Source organism: Nonomuraea sp. NPDC048892 (genome assembly GCF_040649735.1).
Taxonomy (GTDB): Bacteria; Actinomycetota; Actinomycetes; order Streptosporangiales; family Streptosporangiaceae; genus Nonomuraea; species Nonomuraea maheshkhaliensis.
This window is the reverse complement of sequence record NZ_JBEZFZ010000013.1, coordinates 102,349-121,635: the sequence shown is the minus strand read 5'-3', so window position 1 is coordinate 121,635 and position 19,287 is coordinate 102,349. Positions and strand designations below refer to the sequence as shown.

Annotated in this window: 19 protein-coding genes; 6 read left to right on the top strand and 13 right to left on the bottom strand. The window is 69.8% G+C overall.

Going from position 1 to position 19,287, the window contains the following annotated elements:
* Positions 1 to 90 precede the first annotated feature (90 nt).
* The gene (locus AB0C28_RS34615; RefSeq protein ID WP_357859215.1) at positions 91 to 1,272 is read left to right on the top strand and encodes an AI-2E family transporter; all 1,182 of its coding nucleotides are present in this window, start codon (positions 91 to 93) and stop codon (positions 1,270 to 1,272) included.
* Positions 1,273 to 1,380: 108 nt separating this feature from the next.
* On the opposite strand, the gene AB0C28_RS34610 is transcribed toward AB0C28_RS34615, so the two are convergent.
* Positions 1,381 to 2,130 (bottom strand): alpha/beta fold hydrolase, encoded by a 750-nt coding sequence (locus AB0C28_RS34610; protein WP_358080046.1) that lies wholly within the window; start codon positions 2,128 to 2,130, stop codon positions 1,381 to 1,383.
* A 254-nt stretch (positions 2,131 to 2,384) separates the two neighbouring features.
* On the opposite strand from AB0C28_RS34610, the gene AB0C28_RS34605 reads away from it, so the two are divergent.
* Positions 2,385 to 2,843, top strand: a complete 459-nt coding sequence (locus tag AB0C28_RS34605; RefSeq protein ID WP_358080045.1) for a CAP domain-containing protein — start codon at positions 2,385 to 2,387, stop codon at positions 2,841 to 2,843.
* Between the two features lie 34 nt (positions 2,844 to 2,877).
* Here AB0C28_RS34605 and AB0C28_RS34600 read toward each other — a convergent pair whose 3' ends face one another.
* The 4 genes from AB0C28_RS34600 to AB0C28_RS34585 form a co-directional block, all read right to left on the bottom strand.
* The gene (locus AB0C28_RS34600; RefSeq protein WP_346106023.1) at positions 2,878 to 3,636 is read right to left on the bottom strand and encodes an SDR family NAD(P)-dependent oxidoreductase; all 759 of its coding nucleotides are present in this window, start codon (positions 3,634 to 3,636) and stop codon (positions 2,878 to 2,880) included.
* Between the two features lie 176 nt (positions 3,637 to 3,812).
* Positions 3,813 to 7,067, bottom strand: a complete 3,255-nt coding sequence (locus AB0C28_RS34595) for a LamG-like jellyroll fold domain-containing protein (protein ID WP_358080044.1) — start codon at positions 7,065 to 7,067, stop codon at positions 3,813 to 3,815.
* A 171-nt stretch (positions 7,068 to 7,238) separates the two neighbouring features.
* Entirely contained in the window at positions 7,239 to 7,943 is a 705-nt protein-coding gene (locus AB0C28_RS34590; RefSeq protein WP_357859490.1) for an alpha/beta fold hydrolase, read from the bottom strand.
* Positions 7,944 to 7,954: 11 nt separating this feature from the next.
* A complete protein-coding gene (locus AB0C28_RS34585; protein ID WP_106248199.1) occupies positions 7,955 to 8,245 on the bottom strand; it encodes an ATP/GTP-binding protein in 291 nt (96 codons plus the stop codon).
* An 80-nt stretch (positions 8,246 to 8,325) separates the two neighbouring features.
* On the opposite strand from AB0C28_RS34585, the gene nucS reads away from it, so the two are divergent.
* The 3 genes from nucS (at position 8,326) to AB0C28_RS34570 (ending at position 11,456) form a co-directional block, all read left to right on the top strand.
* Positions 8,326 to 8,988, top strand: coding sequence for an endonuclease NucS (gene nucS, locus AB0C28_RS34580; protein WP_357859228.1), 663 nt, complete (start codon positions 8,326 to 8,328; stop codon positions 8,986 to 8,988).
* 311 nt (positions 8,989 to 9,299) lie between these two features.
* Positions 9,300 to 10,769, top strand: coding sequence for an aldehyde dehydrogenase family protein (locus tag AB0C28_RS34575; protein ID WP_358080043.1), 1,470 nt, complete (start codon positions 9,300 to 9,302; stop codon positions 10,767 to 10,769).
* A 144-nt stretch (positions 10,770 to 10,913) separates the two neighbouring features.
* Positions 10,914 to 11,456 carry a TetR/AcrR family transcriptional regulator gene (locus tag AB0C28_RS34570; RefSeq protein ID WP_357859234.1) on the top strand — a complete coding sequence of 181 codons (543 nt, stop codon included), beginning with the start codon at positions 10,914 to 10,916 and terminating at the stop codon, positions 11,454 to 11,456.
* Between the two features lie 113 nt (positions 11,457 to 11,569).
* Here AB0C28_RS34570 and AB0C28_RS34565 read toward each other — a convergent pair whose 3' ends face one another.
* The 4 genes from AB0C28_RS34565 to AB0C28_RS34550 form a co-directional block, all read right to left on the bottom strand.
* A complete protein-coding gene (locus AB0C28_RS34565; RefSeq protein ID WP_357859237.1) occupies positions 11,570 to 11,887 on the bottom strand; it encodes an STAS domain-containing protein in 318 nt (105 codons plus the stop codon).
* Between the two features lie 84 nt (positions 11,888 to 11,971).
* A complete protein-coding gene (locus AB0C28_RS34560; protein ID WP_357859240.1) occupies positions 11,972 to 13,165 on the bottom strand; it encodes a histidine kinase in 1,194 nt (397 codons plus the stop codon).
* Positions 13,166 to 14,278 (bottom strand): ABC transporter permease, encoded by a 1,113-nt coding sequence (locus AB0C28_RS34555; protein WP_357859243.1) that lies wholly within the window; start codon positions 14,276 to 14,278, stop codon positions 13,166 to 13,168.
* Positions 14,275 to 15,171: an ATP-binding cassette domain-containing protein gene (locus AB0C28_RS34550; protein ID WP_357859246.1), complete on the bottom strand. Its 897-nt coding sequence runs from the start codon at positions 15,169 to 15,171 to the stop codon at positions 14,275 to 14,277. The genes AB0C28_RS34555 and AB0C28_RS34550 overlap by 4 nt, the downstream gene beginning before the upstream one ends.
* 228 nt (positions 15,172 to 15,399) lie before the next feature.
* On the opposite strand from AB0C28_RS34550, the gene AB0C28_RS34545 reads away from it, so the two are divergent.
* On the top strand, positions 15,400 to 15,990 hold the full coding sequence (locus AB0C28_RS34545) for a cob(I)yrinic acid a,c-diamide adenosyltransferase (RefSeq protein WP_357859249.1): 591 nt from the start codon (positions 15,400 to 15,402) through the stop codon (positions 15,988 to 15,990).
* Between the two features lie 60 nt (positions 15,991 to 16,050).
* Here AB0C28_RS34545 and AB0C28_RS34540 read toward each other — a convergent pair whose 3' ends face one another.
* From AB0C28_RS34540 to AB0C28_RS34525, 4 genes are all read right to left on the bottom strand, one after another.
* Positions 16,051 to 16,431, bottom strand: a complete 381-nt coding sequence (locus AB0C28_RS34540) for a DUF2550 domain-containing protein (protein WP_357859253.1) — start codon at positions 16,429 to 16,431, stop codon at positions 16,051 to 16,053.
* A gap of 30 nt (positions 16,432 to 16,461) precedes the next feature.
* Complete coding sequence (locus AB0C28_RS34535) at positions 16,462 to 16,863, bottom strand: F0F1 ATP synthase subunit epsilon (protein WP_357859255.1); 402 nt, start codon at positions 16,861 to 16,863, stop codon at positions 16,462 to 16,464.
* A gap of 69 nt (positions 16,864 to 16,932) precedes the next feature.
* Positions 16,933 to 18,381, bottom strand: a complete 1,449-nt coding sequence (atpD, locus tag AB0C28_RS34530) for a F0F1 ATP synthase subunit beta (protein WP_358080042.1) — start codon at positions 18,379 to 18,381, stop codon at positions 16,933 to 16,935.
* A gap of 1 nt (position 18,382) precedes the next feature.
* On the bottom strand, positions 18,383 to 19,285 hold the full coding sequence (locus tag AB0C28_RS34525; protein WP_357859258.1) for a F0F1 ATP synthase subunit gamma: 903 nt from the start codon (positions 19,283 to 19,285) through the stop codon (positions 18,383 to 18,385).
* Positions 19,286 to 19,287 lie beyond the last annotated feature (2 nt).

Genomic DNA, 19,287 nt, shown 5'->3' with positions numbered 1-19,287 from the left:
AATGGTCGCTAGGCTCTCTCTTTGCCGCCGGGCATGTACGAACCGATACCGGTCCGTCATCCTCAGTCGTCGATCCCCCTTGGAGTCCCCTTGTCCGCAGACGTCGAGTCCACGGCCGAGCAGGAAAAGGCCGAGAGCCCCCAGCCGCAGGAGGAGCGGGCGCCGCAGGAACCGGCACCCCAGGAACAGGCGCCGAGGGCGGCGGTCAAGGGCGAGGAGGGCGGGCAGCCGTACGGACTGCCCGGCAAGCCGTTCGCCCGCGGCCCGTTCCTGTTCGGCCTGGTCGGCGGGCTGGGGGTGCTGACCGCCATCGCCATCGCGCAGATGGTGGTCGCGTCGCTGAGCACGATCGTGCTGGTCGTGGTGGCGATGTTCCTGGCCGTCGGGCTCAACCCGGCCGTCGAGTCCCTGCAGCGCAGGGGCGTGGCCAGGAGGGGCGCGATCACGATCGTGTTCGCCGGGGTCATCGTCGCGTTCGTGCTGTTCGGGCTGGCCATCGTGCCGCCGGTGAGCAAGCAGCTCACGGAGTTCGTCAACGCGGTGCCCGGCTACATCACCGAGCTGAGCAACCATCCGACGCTGCGCCAGCTCGACGCCGACTACCAGATCCTGCCGCAGCTGCGTACGTTCGTGACGAGCACGCTCGGGCCGTCACTGGCGACCGGCATCATGGGCGCGGGACTGGTGGTGCTCAACGGCGTGTTCACCACGGTGACGCTGCTGGTGCTGATGCTGTACTTCCTCGGCTCGCTGCACACGATCAAGGACTACCTGCTCAAGCTGGTCCCGGCCTCGCGCCGGCCGCGCACGCGGGCGATCAGCGAGGAGATCCTCGGCGGCATCGGGGGCTACGTGGCGGGCAACGTGCTGATCTCCGTCATCGCGGGCGTGCTGACCTGGATCTTCCTGTCGATCGCCGGAGTCCAGTACGCGCTCGCGCTGGCTCTCGTCGTCGCCCTGACCGACCTGATCCCGCTGGTGGGCGCCACGATCGGCGCCGTGCTCGTGACCGGCGTGGCGCTGCTGGAGTCGTTGCCCGCCGGGATCGCGTGCGCGATCTTCTTCGTGATCTACCAGCAGATCGAGAACTACTTCATCTATCCCCGGGTGATGAAGCGCTCGGTGGACGTGACTCCGGCGGTGACCGTGATCGCCGCGCTGTTCGGTGGCGCGCTGCTCGGCATCGTGGGCGCCCTGCTGGCCATCCCGGTGGCGGCGGCGATCTCGCTGATCATCCGCGAGATCGTGCTGCCACGCCAGGACCACGCCTGAGACCGCTCCCCGCCCCGACCCCCGCCCGCGACGCCCGGCCGTCCGGCCCCCGCCATCGAAGTCCGACCCTCGCTCGACGTCCGCGCCCCCGCCCGCTGAGCCCCGCGTTCAGTGTCCAGGACCGGTGGCGCCCAGCTCCGTGCGCAGGAACTCGGTCACCGCCGCGTTGAACGCCTCCGGCTGCTCGACCGCGCTGAGGTGGCCGGCCTTGGGGATGATCTCCAGCTTGCCCTCGGGCACGGCCCGGACCATGGCGTCGGCGTCGGCGGGCGGCGAGAGCTCGTCCTCCTCCCCCACGATGATCAGCAGCGGGACCTTGAGCGCGCTCAGCGTCTCGAACGAGTCGGGACGCGCGGCCATGGCCCGTTGCGCCCAAGCCACCGCGCCCGGCGGGGCCGACTGCACCAGCCCCTTGACCCGGCCGAACACCATGGCCCGCCGCTCCTTGGTGGTCTGGCCGATGAGCGCCGGGAGCACCTCGCTGACCAGCACGTCGCTGCCGTCCGACAGCACGGCCCGCGCGATGCGTTCCCTGTTGTCCCTGGCCGTGGGCGGGTCGGGGGTGGCCTTGGTGTCGGCCAGGATCACGCCGAGCACCCGGTCGGGGTGCCGGCGGCAGAAGGCCATGGTCACGTAGCCGCCCATCGACAGCCCGCCGACCACCGCCCTGTCGATGCCCTCCTCGTCGAGCAGCCTGGCGACGTCGTCGGCCATCAGGTCGATCGACGGATCATCGTCGCCCAGCCGCGACCCGCCGAAGCCGCGCAGGTCAGGAGTGATGACCCGGCAGACCCTGGCCAGCCCTTCCCGCTGGGCCAGCCACATGGCCGACGACAGCGGGAACGCGTGAAGCAGCACAACCGGGAGCCCGGTCCCGGCAGATCTCGTGTAGAGCTGCACGGACCACACGGTAACGCGGTTCACGGGAACAATCACTCAATGACGTATGCCGATATCCCCCGACAGTCCTGACCGCTTCTCCGACGACCTGTCCCCGCACCGCACCCGTGCCCCCGCACCGGAAATGCCGGGGATATATACGACATTGCCTGACCTGGCATTTCCGCGCACAATCCAGACACGGATACCGCGCACCCCCCGAGGTGACGAGCATGGCAGGCACCGGAACCACAGGGACCCGTCCCGCCCTCCCCGACGCCACCAACGGCGAATTCCTGCTCCAGGCGCTGCGTGAGGCGAACGTCCACCGCGCCGCGCACGGCGCGCCACCCCTGGCGATGGACCCGCTGCTGGTCGAGTACGCCAAGGCCAGGGCGGCCGCCCTCTCCCGGCACGAGGGGCTGCGGGCCGGGCACGAGGGCCTGCGCCCGGGGACCGGCGAGAGCGTGTTCTGGAGCCAGGACGAGGAGATGCGCGGCGCCGCCGACGCGGTGGCCTCCTGGTACGACGACCGCGACGAGCGCGACGAGCGCGACGAGCGCGACCGGCTGCTCCGGCCGGCCTGCACGGCCATGGGCGCCGCCCGGGTGTCCGGCCAGGGCCCGAAGGCGTGCGAGACGTACATCGTCTTCGTGTACGAACCCCTGGGCGACGACCCGCCGCCCGCCTGACCGCAGCCCCATCCACGGGGCGACGGCCGTGCGATCAGATGGCGGTGGCCCCGCCGTCGATGAACAGCACCTGCCCGGTCATGTACGCCGAGGCCGGGCTGGCCAGGAACACGGCCGGCTGAGCCATCTCCTCCGCGCTCCCCCAGCGCCGCATGGGCACGCCCGCGATCGTGGCGGCGGAGGACGCCTCGTTCTCCCAGAGGTTGCGGTTGAGGTCGGTGGCCGTCCAGCCGGGGCACAGGGCGTTGACCCGTACCCCGGCGCTCGCCCACTCCACGGCCAGCGTCTTGGTCAGCGCCACCAGCCCGGCCTTGGCGGCGGCGTACGGGGCGAGGAAGGGCGCGCCGAGCGCCGCCACCGACGCCACGTTGATGACGACCCCGTCGCCCCGCCCGAGCAGGTGCGGCGCGACCGCGTGGCAGACCGCCATGGCGGAGTCGAGGTTGAGCCGCATCAGCTTGTCCCAGCCCGACAGCCGCAGGTCCTTGAACTCGACCAGGAAGTTCGACCCGCCGGCGTTGTTGACCACGATGTCGAGGTGCCCGAGCCCGTCGAGGGCCGCCGCCACGGCGCCCGTCGCGGCCTCGCGGTCGGTGAGGTCGGCGGGGATGACGACCGCGCGCCTCCCGAGCGCCTCGATCTCCTTGCCCACCTCGGCCAGGGTCTCGGCCGAGCGGGACACGAGCGCCACGTCGGCCCCCGCCCCCGCGTACGCGAGCGCGATGGCCCGCCCGATCCCCTTCGACGCCCCGGTGATCAGAGCCTGTTTCCCACTGAGATCGAACGCGCCCACGCCGCCTCCTCTGACGACCAACCGCCGAACCGAACGAGATTCTATTAACACCTGGCCCTGGAACGCCACCGGCGCAGAGCAGGAAAGGCTCCGCGCCGGGATGGCTCACCAAGCGGAGCCGGGAAGGCTCCGGGGTGGATCACCGGGCGGAGCCGCGTGGGCCCCGCCCGGGTGGATCACTGAGCAGCCAGCTGGGCGATCTGCTCGGCGCTCAGCACGCCGTCATAGGTGCGGACGTCGTCCACGATCCCCGGCCAGTAGCCGGTGAACGCGCCCGCGGCCTTGGTCCGGCCGAGCTGCAGCGCGCCGGTGGCGTTCCAGGCGCTCAGGTGGTCGGTGATCGTGGTGGTGGACAGGCGGCCGTTGACGTAGATGCGCAGCTGGCCCGCCAGCGGGTCGTACACGCCGGCCACGTGCGTCCACTCCAGCGCGTTGGGGATGGCGTCGGAGCGGGTGCGTACGAGAGCGGCCGTGTCGGTGTCGGCGGCGGCCATCCCGAGGGCCCACCGGCCCTGCTCCTTGTCGAAGCCGAGCTGGAACCCGGCCGCCCGGCTGCCCGGCTGGGCCACCGCCGCGGTGTCGGCGGTGGGCAGGTAGTCGAGCTGGGTCCACGCGGCGACGGTGAAGCCGTTCCTGGTGTTGACCGCGGGAGCGGTCGTCTGGGCGAAGCCGTTGACGCCGTCGAGCGCCAGCCCTCCGTCCAGCCAGGCGGGCGTCCACGAGGCGGCTCCGGACAACGTCGCCGCGCCCGCGCGGCCCGAGGAGTCGGCGGCCGAGGTGCCGGACTCCTCGTCCAGCTGCCAGTGGCCCACCAGCGTGGCAGCGCTGTTGACCAGGTCGGCGACCTCGTCGGCGAACATGGCGCGGCCGTAGGCGCGCACCTCGTCGACGTCTCCCTGCCAGTTGTCCGCAGCCGCCCCGCCGGCCTTTCCGCGGCCGATCGTCAGGGGGCCCGTGGCGTTCCATGGTTGCGGAACGGCGACCGTGGACTCCAGCCGTCCGTTCACGTAGAGCGTGATCTGGCCCGCCGCGCTGTCGTAGACGCCGGTGAGGTGGGTCCATTCGTTCAGCCTCGGCGCGGCGGCGGACTTGGCGCGCACGGTGGCCGCGCCGTCGGCGTCGGAGCCGGTCACGCTGAGCGCCCACCGGTCGTCGGCCTTGGAGTACTGCAGCGCGAACGCGCCCGCCCTGCCGCCCTCCTGGGTGACGGCGGTGGCGGTGGCGCCGTTGCCGGTGAGCCTGGCCCAGGCGGAGACGGTGAAGTTGCGGCTGGTGTCGATGACGGGGCGGGCGGTCTGGCCGTAGCCGCCGGTCAGCTTCAGCCCGCCGCCAGTCCTGCCCGAGGTCCAGGTGGCGGAGGTCAGGGTGGCGGGATGGGCGCCGGTGGCGTCGGCGGCCACGCTGCCCGTGCCCTCGTTCATCGGCCAGTGACCGCTGGGCCCGCGGCCGGCGTTGATGTTGAAGACGTAGGTGCGGATGGGGCCGAGCTGGCCCGCGCGGTCCTTGCTGCGCACGACGAGCACGTTGGGGCCGTCGTGGCGCGGGGTCAGCGCGATCGTGGCCGTGCCGTCCTGGTTCGCCGCCACCTCGGTCTTGGGCGTGGTGTCCAGGCCCCAGACGTAGGAGGTCACGTCGGTGATGCCGTTCGGGCCGAACGCGAACGTGCCGGGCAGGCCGACGCCGTCGCTCCAGCCGTTCTCGGTGAAGGTGGGCGAGGAGACCAGCGGCTCACGGCCGGGGGCGGTGGCGTCTACGGTGGCCTCGCACCAGGGGCTCCACGCGCTGTTGGCCTTGCCGTCCTCGGCCCGCACGCGCCAGCGGATCAGCTGGCCGTCGGCGTACAGGGTGGTCGGGATCGACGCGGAGAAGGCGGTGCCGGTGGAGCCGAGCGCGGTGACGTACTCGCCGATCTTGGTGCCGTCCTCCTTGTACCACTCGAAGCGGCCCTTGACCGAGTTGTCGGTGTCCTTCAGCTTCGCCCACAGCTTGGGGGCGTTGGTGCTGATGATCGGGCGGTCGTCACCCGAGACGCAGGGGCCGCCCGGGTCCGACCACACGTCGGCGGCCACGGGGGCGGCCGGCAGCGAGTTGTACTCGATGACCAGGCTCGGGTTGTTCTTGAACTTCTTCCAGGCGTAGACGTCGGTCTCGCTGGTGGCCCGCAGGCCGATGGTGACGTTGGCCCAGTTCTTGGCGGCGGCGTCCACGACCTGCGGGGTGACGTCGAACTCGACGCCGCCGGGCAGGCAGGACGCGCCCCAGCCCTTGGCCACGTTCACGGTGGAGAGCTTGGTGACCCAGGCGGGCTGCTTGTTCCAGGTCGTGCTCTTGCTGATCGTGTTGGTCGCCCACGCCTCGACCTTGCGGGCGCTGCACGAGTACGACCACGTCTCGTACGTCCGCAGCGTGGCCTTGATGATCTGCTTGCCGTGGATCGTCGAGCCGGTGTTCATCTGGTAGAACGTGCGGTTCTTCTGCGACTCCACGTGCCCCACCCGGGCGACGTCGCTGGAGTTGAGGTAGTTGGAGTTGGGCCAGTTGCTCCAGACCGCGGTCCAGGCGTTGCGCGCGGCCGAGAAGTACGGATCGAGGTAGACGGGGAACTTCGTGTCCGGGTCCGTCATCATCTTGCGGTCGGGCTTGAGCCGCAGCTGCCTGCCGGCCAGCTCCACGCCCATCGTGGCCTCGCGGGCCTCGGGCGAGCGGCCCTCCTTGAGCGCCTGCGGGCTGGAGATCCCCTCGGAGTCCCACATCTTGGGGGTGGGGGCGATGAAGATCGTGCCCTCGTTCTTGTCGGTGGCCTCCAGGTTGCCCGCCTTGTCCGACTCCAGCGTCAGGCCGGTCGCGGACAGCGGGAAGGCCAGCTCGGTCAGCTTCGCCGCGGCGTCCCTGTTCTTGACCACCAGGACGTGCGAGAAGCCGTCCACGTCGGCGGTGACCTGGAGGTCCACGCCCGGCATGACCTCGGCGTAGGTGGCGGTGTCGCCGTTGAGCGTCGGGGTGGGCAGCGTGCCCGTCCAGCCGAGCTCCATCGACTTGGCGCCGCGCGCGAGCCGGGCGAGCGGGGCGGAGCCGCCGCCGGAGAAGGTCAGGCCGACCGCCGTGGCCACCGGCTCGACGGCGCCGTCGGGGCGCAGGCGCAGGGTGGTGTCCACGGGCACCCAGCGGTCGTTCTTGCGCACGCGGATGGGCCTGACGTTCAGCTCCATGGACAGCGTGCCGTCGGGCTTGGCGAAGACCGTGCGGGTCTCGCTGCGCATCGACTCGATCTCGACCGGCCGGCCGGCGCCGCGCGCCTGGGCGACCGCCGCTAGCTCTTTGTCCGGAGGGGGTTGCGTCGTCTGTGGCCGTTCCTCCGCCACCACCGGCCGCACCACCGCCAGGGTGGTGAGAGATAACGCCGCCGCGACCAGCCCGTGCAGTACCCGCATACGTGACCGCCCATGCTGAGCAGAGGTTACGCGCGGGCAGCGCGCACCCGGCGTCTCCACGATCTTCGGTTGACGATCGGATTCTCACCCTGGGTGGAGGCCGGGGTCCAGAGTTTTGTGCATTGTGCTCAAAATATCTTTCATGACCGGAACCCCCAAGGGAGATAACCGTCAGACCTCGGTCGGGAGCGGATGGGCGGCCGGATTGACCCGCTTGACGATCTCGTCGAGGGCGATGCGCACGTACGGTTCACCCACCCACAGGTGCTTGGCGCCCTCCACCCCGATCACCTCGGCCTGCGGAACCCGGGCGAACCGCGTACGCGCCTCCTCCGGCCGCAGGTAGTCGTCGAACTCCGGCACCAGCGCCACCAGCGGCCGGCCGAAACGGGCCCAGGCGTCCAGATCGGCGTCCGTGGCCCTGTGCAGCGGCGGGGAGAGCAGGATCGCGCCCTCCACCAGCGGGTCGTGCGCCCACTTGAGCGCCAGCTCGGTGCCGAACGACCAGCCGACCACCCACACGTTGGGCAGATCGTGATATTCGGCGTATTCCAGCGCCGCGGCCACGTCGAACCGCTCACCCTCGCCCCCGTCGAACGCCCCCTGCGAGGTGCCCCGGTCGGAGGAGGTGCCGCGGGTGTTGAAGCGCAGCACGGCCAGGTCGGCGAGCGCGGGCAGCCGGTTGGCGGCCTTCTTGTACACGTGGCTGTCCATGAACCCGCCGTGGGTGGGCAGCGGGTGCAGGGTCACCAGCGTGGCGACCGGGGGGCGGTCGAGCGGCTGGGCCAGCTCGCCGACCAGGGTCAATCCGTCGCCCGTGTGCAGTTCGATCGGCTCACGCCGGGCGGGCAGCACGGTCGCCGCGCGAATCTCCACCATGGATCCCTTCAGTAACGGCTGCGGCCGGGGCCGCGGTCGAGTCTCTTACGCCAGCAGGTCTGGTGCCAGTGCCGGCGCTCCTCGTCGCCGCCCGGCCAGTTGGGCCAGGCCACCACGTGCGGCTGGCCGCTGCGGATCTCCTGGTCGCAACCGGGGCACCGGTAGTTCTTGGCGGAGGAGGCGCCGGTGAGCATGCGGACCTTCCACTCGCCGTCGGGCCACTCCTCCACCTTGTCCAGGCCGGTCGGGAAACCGAAGGGACGGGAGGACTCCCTGCGGCGGGCGCGACGCGGACTCATCGTGGGGGGAGCTCGGTCGTCGGCCTCACCCGTTCAAACGCCATGCGTCCAGTTTTCCAGAGGCACTAAGGTGGATGGTCATGCGGCTGGTCATCGCGCGCTGCAGCGTGGATTACATCGGACGGCTCACGGCACACCTGCCGATGGCGCCCAGGCTCGTGCTCATCAAGGCGGACGGCAGCGTGAGCATCCACGCCGACGACCGCGCCTTCAAGCCGCTCAACTGGATGAATCCGCCGTGCAAGCTCAAGGAGGACGGCGCGACCTGGACGGTCACCCACGGCAAGACCGGCGAGAAGCTGGTCCTGACCATGGAGGAGGTCCTCCACGACTCCAGCCACGAGCTGGGGGTGGACCCGGGGCTGATCAAGGACGGCGTCGAGGCCCACCTGCAGGAGCTGCTCGCCGAGCACATCACGACGTTGGGCGACGGCTACTCGCTCATCCGCCGCGAATACATGACGGCGATCGGCCCGGTCGACATCCTGTGCCGGGACGCGACGGGGGCGACGGTGGCGGTGGAGATCAAGCGACGGGGCGAGATCGACGGGGTCGAGCAGCTGACCCGCTATCTGGAGCTGCTCAACCGCGACCCGCTGCTGTCGCCCGTGCGCGGGGTCTTCGCGGCCCAGGAGATCAAACCCCAGGCCCGCGTGCTGGCCACCGACCGCGGCATCGCCTGCCACACGCTGGATTACGACGCCCTTCGCGGCATCGAACCAGAAAATCCAACCCTGTTCTGATCTTTTACGGCTTCGCGGCGGCCTGCCTCCCGCCGCACTTCGGCTGAGGGCCCTCCAGGGAAACGGCTGCTGACCCTTCAGTGGTGGCCCGCCATAACGGAGCGTTTGTGGGCCCCCTTTGTGGTTCCAGCGCCCCTTGCCGAGCGCTCACGGCCCGTCATGTCCCGGCATGGCCCCGTGCACCCCTGCCCCGTCTACGGCGCTGAGGGGCGGGATCAGGCGCGTCGAGGGGCCATTGTGGCGGTGGCGCGTGTGTTCCCACGGGTTCGGATGGTCTAGTAAGTAGTAAGTTACCGGATTATCGTGGCGTCATGACGACGACGTTCGACTCACTCAATCCGGCGACCGGTGAGGTCGTCGGGAGCCATCCCAAGCACTCCGCCGACACCGTACACAAGGCCGTCGGGCGGGCGGAGGAGGCGGCCGCGTGGTGGGGCGGGCTGGGGCACGCCGAGCGCAGGCGCCGGCTGCTCGACTACAAGGCGGTCCTCACCCAGCACCTCAAGGAGCTGACCGGGCTCGTGCACCGGGAGACCGGCAAACCGGTCGGCGACGCCACCCTTGAGGTGGTGCTGGCGATCACCCACCTCGACTGGGCCGCCCGCAACGCCCACAAGGTGCTCGGCCGCCGCCGCGTCTCCACCGGCATGATCGGCCTCAACCTGGCCGCCACGCTCGAATACCTCCCGCTCGGCGTCGTCGGCGTCATCGGCCCGTGGAACTATCCGGTCTTCACCCCCATGGGCTCCATCGCCTACGCGCTCGCCGCGGGCAACGCCGTGGTGTTCAAGCCCAGCGAGCTGACGCCGGGCATCGGCGTGCGGCTGGCCGAGCTGTTCAGGGAGTCGGTCCCCGAGCACGAGGTGTTCCAGACCGTCACCGGCCTCGGCGAGACGGGCGCGGCGCTGGCCGCCGACCCCAGGGTGCGCAAGATCGCCTTCACCGGCTCCACCGCCACCGCCAAGCGCGTCATGGCGGCCTGCGCCGAGAACCTCACGCCCATCGTGGCCGAGTGCGGCGGCAAGGACGCGTTCATCGTGGACGCCGACGCCGACCTCGCGGCCGCCGCCGACGCCTGCCTGTGGGGCGCCCTGTCCAACGCCGGGCAGACGTGCGTGGGCGTCGAGCGGGTCTACGTCGTCGACGCCGTCTATGAAAGTTTCATGCGGGAGCTGTCCGAGAGGGTGACAAAGGTGAGGGCCGGCGAGGACTACGGCCCGATCACGATGCCCGGCCAGGTCGACATCATCAAGCGGCACATCGACGACGCCACCAAGTCGGGGCGCACGGTCGCGGGCGGCCCCGCGTCGGTGCGGGCCCCGTACGTCGACCCGGTGATCGTCGAGGACGTTCCCGAGGACTCCCCCGCGGTGCGCGAGGAGACGTTCGGCCCGACCATCACCGTGCGCCGCACCCGCGACGCCGCCGAGGCGCTGGAGCTGGCCAACGCCTCGGCGTACGGGCTGGGCGGCACGGTCTTCAGCCGTAACGCCCGCCGCGCGACGGAGCTGGCCCGCCGGATGCGCAGCGGCATGACGGCGATCAACTCGGTCATCTCCTTCGCCGGAGTGCCCGCCCTGCCTTTCGGCGGAATCGGCGATTCAGGTTTCGGCAGGATCCACGGAGCCGACGGACTGCGTGAGTTCGCCAGGCCCAAAGCGATCTCGCGGCAGCGCTTCGCCATGCCCGGCATGAACCTGACCTCGTTCACAAGGGGCCCCGCCGAGCTTGAGCGGCTGATCAGGCTTGTCACGTTCTTGCACGGCCGACGTAAAAGTTAATCTTCTTACCCTTTCCCAAAACGGATCATCCGACCATAATTGTGTGCTCTGGGGGCCACGATCATGTTGGACGGGTGGAATGTGAACCGGTCTTACCGGGGAATGTCGGCTGAGCAAAGGCTGGCGGACAGACGCGAGCGGCTGATGACGGCCGCGTACACGCTATACGCGAAGCCTGGTTTCGCGGCGACGACCATCGAAAGGCTGTGCTCGGAGGCGCGGATCTCCAACCGCGCCTTCTACGAATGTTTCGGCGGGCGCGAGGAGCTCCTGCGGGCCCTGCACGAGCGCTGCGTCGAGGAGAGCTTCGCGGTCGTCGCCAAGGCGCTGGAGGAGGCGCCCGCCTCGATCGAGGGAAGGGCCAAGGCGGGGATTCGCGCCTATATCGAGTTCGCCACCGCGGACTGGCGACGGGCCCGCATCATGCATGTCGAAGTGCGGAGATCGGGTGATGTCCTGGCCGTGTCGCGGCAGCGCGCGGTGGACGCGTTCGCGCGTCTGGTGCAGGACGCCTCCGCCGATTTCCCGCAGGCCGCCCCGGTGAATCCGCGGCTGCTGGCACTCGGTGTCGTCGGAGCGTTACAAGAGTTGCTGATCGAATGGCTCCTGTCGGAAGAGCAGCCGGAGATCGACGAGTTGGTGGCCGCGGCCGTGCACATCTTCAACCGAAGTCTCGGCGACACATGATCGCGTCAAGAATGCCATTCCTGTTTCGCACAATCGGACATCCGTAATCGCCATTTTGTCTTTCCAGAGAAAGAGCGGGTGACGGCTGATCGTCACCCGCTCGATATGTCACATCAGGCCACCGCGGCCGCCGGAGCCTCCACGTGCAGCACCCGATTCAGCCGGGTCACCGCGAGTATCCGCATGATCCTCGGTGGCACCCCCCGAAGAACGAGGCGGCGCTGCACGCTCAGCGCGCGCCGATGCGCGCCCACGAGCACCCCGAGCCCGGTCGCGTCGATCATCTCCAGCTTGGAGAGATCGAGGATGAGGTCACCCTCGCCAGAGTCCAGAGCCTTGTGCAGCCGCTCACGTACTCCCGCCGACGTGCCGGCGTCGAGCCGGGCGCCGATCCGCACCACCTGGGCTCTCGGATTGCCCCGGACGCGCATGCCACCTCCTCAGTCACGCGCGTAGCGTAGTCAGATGCCTTCGCCAAGCGCTCACAGGGGTCGAAACCCCCCACATGACTTCCCCTACCCATCTATCGGCAATGACACGACAGCATGGAGCAGGAACTCCCGGTCCTCGACCAGCCGGGCCTTCATCGTGCCGCCCACGGCGGCCAATCGCTCGGACATCCCGGTCAGGCCGCTGCCCAGATCGTCGGCCTGCCGCCGGGCCACTCCGTCGTTGCGCACCGTCAGCTCCGCCTCCTGCTCGGTGAAGCGGATCGTGATGTCGCAGAAGGTCGCGGTGCTGTGCTTGAGCACGTTGGTCACCGCTTCGCGCACGGCGTACGCGAACACCGGGGCCACGCCCGCGGGCAGGTCGCGGTAGGGCAGACGCACCTCGCAGCGGACTCCCGCCGCTTCGAGCACACCTTTAACGCTATTCAGCTCAGCGGCCAAGTCAAGCTCGCGGTAGCCCCGTACGGCCTCGCGCAGGTCCTTGAGCGCCTTCCTGGTCAGCCGGTTGACCTCGGCCATCTCCTCCTTGGCCCGGCCCGCGTCCACGTCGGACAGCCGTACGGCGAGCTCGGTCTTCACGGCGATGGCCGACAACTGGTGCCCGACGAGATCGTGCAGGTCCCTGGCGAAGCGCAGCCGCTCCTCCGCCAGCGCCAGCCGGGTGTGGGCCTCCCTGCCCCGGTGCGCCTCCACGGCCAGCCGCCAGATCCACACCCAGATCCGGTTGGAGGGCGGCACGATCACGCAGAAGACGCCGAAGGCGATCGCGTGGTAGCCCAGCGCCTGCAAGCTGGCCGGCTCCACGTCCATCCCCGTCAGCACGGCCCCCAACCCCAGCATGCCCGCCTGCCAGGGCAGGGTGCTCAGCCCCACACAGAGCACGAACGTGCCGATCTGCAGCAGCCGGACCACGCGCTTGGGGATCTCCAGCGTGGCCACGCCCAGCCAGCACAGCGCCACGAAGCCCCAGCCGAACGGATCGGCCCCGCCGAGCCCGGTCGCCACCATGGCGAGGACCGCCGCCACCGCCACCTGCTTGGTGGGGTAGTGACGGCGGTCCAGGAGCGGGCCCATGATGCGGGTGCAGATCCAGGTGAAGCAGGCGGCGGCGACCAGCGCGGGCCCGATCCGCCACCATCCGTCGAACCGGCCCGCCCAGAGCGGGACCAGGACGCTGATGGCGATCAGCACCCACATGGCCACGAAGTTGAAGACCAGGACCTTCCAGGTCGTCCGCCGCGCCTGCTCGATCGTGTCCATCTACCGGCTACGCAACACGTCGCCGATTTTCAGCCGGGCCCCCGTCCGCAGCACGGCCCGCTCGTACACCTTGGCGCCGAAGGCAAGCGCCGCGAGCACGCCCAGCACCATCGCGGCCATCGACAGACCCACCTGCCACATCGGCACCTCCGTCGCCGCCATCCGCACCGGCATGACCATGGAGGAGAACGGCGGGATGTACGAAATGACCGTGGCCAGCGTACCCGTGGGATCGTTCGTGGCATAGAAGCTGACGAAGTACGTGCCCATGATGACCATGGTGAGCGGCGTCAGGACGCTGTTCACCTCCTCCTGGCGCGAGACCAGCGAGGCGAAGGCCGCCGCCAGCGTGGCGAAGAAGGCATAGCCGAGCACGAACCAGGCCAGCACCGCCGCCACCAGCCCGGGGATGCCGGGCGGGAACTCGGCGGCCAGTCCCGAGGCCATCGCCGCGCCGAGCCCGACCCCCAGGATCACGACCAGGTTGATCAGGCCGAGCACGCCCAGGCCGACGATCTTGCCACCGAGCAGTTGCCACGGCCGTACGGAGGAGAGCAGGATCTCCACGATCCGGCTGCCCTTCTCCTCGACCACGCCCATGGCGACCATCACGACCTGCCCGATGATCAGCATGAAGAGCACCAGGACGAGCACGGTGGCGATGCCCTTGCGGGCCGATTCGTACCGGGTGTCGGCCCCCACCGACTGCATCTCCAGCGGCGGGATGGCCACGCCGGCCGCGCCGAGCTTGAACTCCCGGTTCACGCTCTGCATGAGGACGCCCAGCTGAGTGTCGATCTCGCCGTCCGTGAGCACCCTGGCGCCGTCGACCAGCACCGCGTCCACGTCACCGTCCAGCACGGCCTGCTTGGCGGCCGGCTCGTCGGCGAACTTGCGCCACTCGAACTCGATGTCGGGCGCGGCGGTGTGCAGCGGCAACTGCTGGGAGTTGACCAGGCCGATCTTGTACACGTCGCCGTCCCCGCCCAGCAGCTTGGGGGCGAAGGAGAGCGCCGCCACCAGCAGGCCCGTGACGATCAGGCCGATGACGAACGCCTTCGTCCTGACCTGGGTGGCCACCTCGCGGCGCGCCACCAGCAACAATCCGTTCACGCCACGGCCTCCTTGAAGATCTCGGTGAGGGTCGGCTGCTCGACGCCGAAGTGCTCGACCCGCCCGGCCTTCACGGCGCGGCGCAGGATCTCCTGGTCGTCGCCGCCGGCCGTACGCAGGGTGTGGCGGTCACCGTCCACGGTGACCGTGCCGGGCAGGCCGTCGGCCCAGCCGGGGGCCGGGTCGCGGACGACCACGCGCAGCATGTTGCTCTCGGCCGCGCGCAGCTCCTCCACCGTGCCGGTGGCCACCATCCGGCCGGCCGAGACGATGCCGACGGAGTCGCACAGCCGCTCGACGAGTTCGAGCTGGTGGCTGGAGAAGATCACCGGCACGCCGCCCCTGCACCGCTCCTGCAGCACCGTGGCCAGCGCGTCCACCGCGATCGGGTCCAGCCCGGAGAACGGCTCGTCCAGGATGAGCACCTCGGGGTCGTGCACCAGCGCCACGGCGAGTTGCACGCGCTGCTGGTTGCCCAGCGACAGCGCCTGCACGGTCTCGCCCCTGCGCTCGGTGAGCCCGAGCCGTTCCAGCAGGTCGTCGGTGGCCTTCCTGGCGACCGGGATGGCCATGCCGTGCAGGCGGCCGAAGTACTCGATCTGCTCGGCGACCCGCATCTTCTGGTACAGGCCGCGCTCTTCCGGCATGTAGCCGAACCGCTGGCGGTCGTCGTACGCGAGGGGCCTGCCCTGCCAGCTCACCGAGCCGGAGTCCGCCTGGAGCACGCCCATCACGATGCGCATCGTCGTGGTCTTGCCCGCGCCGTTCGCGCCCACGAAGCCGTACATCTCGCCCGGCTTCACGGTGAAGCCGATCCCGTCGAGGGCGACCTTGCCGCCGGGGGCGTCGGGGCCGCCCGCGAAACGCTTGCGCAGCTCGTTGATCTCGAGCATCAGGTCATCTCCTTCATCATGGGTCCATAGTGGCTTTCGCGATGTTCGGCCTGGTAGTCGCGGAAATCATCCACCCGATATGGATCTCGCGTCCGATCGCGATGACATTTGTCATCTCGCGGCGATCAGCACAGGCGGAACGCCTCTCACGGCCTGACGCCGCCGCGGGCAGGACGCCGGCGCGGGCTGTCAGCGGGAGCCGCCGGCGGAGGCCGTTACGCTGTGGCCATGACGCGCGCCGACAAGGACAAACCGGTCGTCCTCTCCAAGATCTACACCCGGGCCGGTGACGACGGCACCACGGGGCTGGTCGACGGGAGCCGCACCGCGAAGACCGATCCCCGGCTGGCCGCCTACGCCGACGTGGAGGAGGCCAACGCCCACCTCGGCCTGGCGCTCGCGCACGGCACGCTGCCGGCCGACCTCGTGGCGGTGCTGATCCGGGTGCAGAACGAACTCTTCGACGTCGGGGCCGACCTGGCCACGCCGGTCGTCGAGAATCCCGAGTTCCCGCCGCTGCGGGTGGAGCCGTCGTACATCGAGTGGCTGGAAGAGCAGTGCGACCGCCTCAACGCGGACCTCAAGCCGCTGCGGAGCTTCATCCTGCCGGGCGGCGACCCCGCCACGGCGGCGCTGCACGTGGCCCGCGTGACCGTGCGCAGGGCCGAGCGTACGGCCTGGGCGGCGCTACAGGCCCACGACGACGTCAACCCGCTGACCGCGAAATACCTCAACCGCCTGTCGGACCTGCTCTTCATCGCCTGCCGCGTGGCCCACGCCGGCGACGAGATCCTCTGGAAGCCCGGCGGCACCCGCTGATCGAAGCCGCACCCGCCCGCGCCGTTCGCCGGGCGATCGCGTGACTGCTCCGGCCGATCGCTAGGCGACGTCGAGATAGGCGCTGGGCGGGGCGGACTCCAGCCAGGCCAGGAAGCCGGTGAGCGCGTCGGCGCTCATCGCGAGGGAGATGCCCCGCGTGGTGCCCCCGCAGTCGACCGCGTACAGGCCGCCGTCGATCTCACGACGGGCGGAAACGACGAGGCCGCGCCTCGCGATAGCGTGGCGCGGCCTCAGTCGGACGCCCAGGAGCGGAATCCAGTGGAGCTCCCCGTCTGCGTAGCGGGCTATCCCGCTCTGCCATCCTTGCTCCGCTACGCGCAGGCGACAGGGTACGCTCCCGCGCGAGCGCGTCAGCATGACCGCGCGCAACGCGACGAGGGCGGCCAGCAGCACCACGAGAATCACAACCGTCGCTACCATGCCGCCCCCCTGAGCACCGCTTACCTGTTATTAAACCTCTTCGCCCGCCGCGCGCAGACGTGCCCTGGCACGCTTGGCCTCGACAGCCGCGTCGGCGTCCTCCTGGTCGGCCTCGATCGAAGCCTGGGCCCGGTCGAGAGCGTCACGGGCCGCCGCGACGTCCACCTCGGAACCGAGCTCGGCCATCTCGGCCAGCACGGAGACCTCGTCGTCGGCGACGGAGATGAAACCCCCGTGCACCGCGGCGACCAGCTCCTGCTCGCCTTCCCGCTTCACGCGAAGCACGCCGCCCTCGACGAGGACGCCGAGAACAGGTGCGTGTTGCGGCATAATACCGATCTCGCCGTCCACGGTCTTGGCAATCACCATGTCGGCCTCGCCCGACCAGATCTCACGCTCGGGTGAGACAACCCCTACGCGTAGCTTCGCCACCTTTGTAGGTTCCTTTCCGATCAGATGACGGCGCGGGCTACGGGAAGCCCGCGCCGCCACCATGGGCGATTAGCGGCGCTCGAGTTCCTTGGCCTTGGCGATGGCCTGCTCGATGCCACCGACCATGAAGAACGCCTGCTCGGGCAGGTGGTCGTACTCGCCGGCGCACAGGCCCTTGAACGAGGCGATGGTCTCGTCCAGCGGCACGGTCTCGCCCGGCTGGCCGGTGAAGGCCTCGGCCGCGTACATCGGGTGCGACAGGAAGCGCTCGATGCGGCGGGCCCGCTGCACGGTGACCTTGTCCTCTTCGGACAGCTCGTCGATACCGAGGATCGCGATGATGTCCTGGAGCTCGCGGTACTTCTGCAGGATCCGCTTGGTCTCCTGGGCCACCCGGTAGTGCTCCTCGCCGACGATCTGCGGGTCGAGGATCCGGGAGGAGGAGTCGAGCGGGTCCACCGCGGGGTAGATGCCCTTCTCCGAGATCGGCCGCGAAAGCACGGTCTGCGCGTCGAGGTGCGCGAACGCGTTGTGCGGGGCCGGGTCGGTGATGTCGTCGGCGGGCACGTAGATCGCCTGCATGGAGGTGATCGAGTGACCGCGCGTCGAGGTGATGCGCTCCTGGAGTACACCCATCTCGTCGGCCAGCGTGGGCTGGTAACCCACGGCGGACGGCATACGGCCGAGCAGGGTCGAGACCTCGGAACCTGCCTGGGTGAAGCGGAAGATGTTGTCGATGAACAGCAGCACGTCCTGCTTCTGCACGTCGCGGAAGTATTCCGCCATCGTCAGCGCCGACAGGGCGACCCGCAGCCGGGTGCCCGGCGGCTCGTCCATCTGGCCGAAGACGAGCGCGGTGTCCTTGAGGACGTCCGCCTCCTCCATCTCCAGCCAGAGGTCGTTGCCCTCACGGGTGCGCTCGCCCACACCGGCGAAGCACGAGGTGCCACCGAAGTTACGGGCGACCCGGCGGATCATCTCCTGGATGAGGACGGTCTTGCCGACGCCGGCGCCGCCGAACAGGCCGATCTTCCCACCCTGCACGTACGGGGTGAGCAGGTCGATGACCTTGATGCCGGTGACCAGCAGCTCGGTGCGCGACTCGAGCTGGTCGAAGGCCGGGGACGGACGGTGGATGCCCCACCGCTCCTCGATCTTCAGCGACGAGGTCGGCACGTCGAGCGTCTCGCCCAGCGCGTTCCACACGTGGCCCTTGACGACGTCGCCGACGGGCACCGAGATCGGCGCGCCGGTGTCGGTGACCGCCTGGCCGCGGACCAGGCCGTCGGTGGGCTGCATGGAGATGGCGCGGACGATGTTGTCACCCAGGTGCTGGGCGACCTCGAGGGTCAGCGCCTTCGTGTCACCGCCGAGGGTCACCTCGACCTTGAGCGCGTTATAGATGTCGGGCATCGCCTCGACGGGGAACTCCACGTCGACGACGGCGCCGGTGACTCGGGCCACGCGGCCAGTGCCGGCCGCGGCGGCTTCTACAGTTTCAACAGCCTCTGCAGTCATTTCACTCTTTCCCCGCTGCGGCGTCAGCGAGCGCGTTGGCGCCACCGACGATCTCGCTGATTTCCTGGGTGATCTCGGCCTGGCGAGCCTGGTTCATCTGCTGGGTGAGCACCCGCATCAGCTCGTTGGCGTTGTCGGTCGCGGACTTCATCGCGCGCCGCCGCGCGGCCTCCTCGGAGGCCGCGGACTGGAGCAGCGCGGTGAAGATGCGCGACTCCACGTAACGCGGGAGCAGCGACTCCAGCACGTCGCCCGCGGTCGGCTCGAACTCGAAGTACGGCGGGATCGCGGTGGACTCCGACGCCTCGGTCTCCTCGACCTCCAGCGGCAGGACCCGCTTGACCACGACGTTCTGCGTCAGCATCGAGACGAACTCGGTCGAGACGATGTGGATCTCGTCGATGCCGTTGTCGTCCTTGAACGAGTCGATCAGCGTGTTCGCGATCTCCTTGGCGTCGGCGTAGGCCGGCTTGCGCGAGAACCCGACCCAGTTGCCGCCCATCTCCCGGTTGCGGAAGGTGTGCCAGGTGACACCCTTGCGCCCGGTGACGAACGGCACCACGTCGAGCCCGCGGCTCTCCAGCAGGCCGCGCAGGGCCTCGGCCTCGCGCAGCACGTTGGCGTTGAAGCCGCCGCAGAACCCGCTGTCGCTGGTGACGATGAGGACGCCCGCCTTGGCGGGGTTCTCCTTCGCCACGGTCAGCGGATGGTCGACGCTCGCGGCGTTGCTGACGACGCCCGTGACGGCGCGAGTGATCTCACGCTCGTACGGCAGCGCCGCCTGCATCCGCTGCTGCGCCCTCACGATCCGTGAAGAGGCGATGAGCTCCTGGGCGCGCGTGATCTTCGCGGTCGACTTGACCGAGCTGATCCGCCGCCGCAGCAGCCTTAGCTGGGCACCCATGT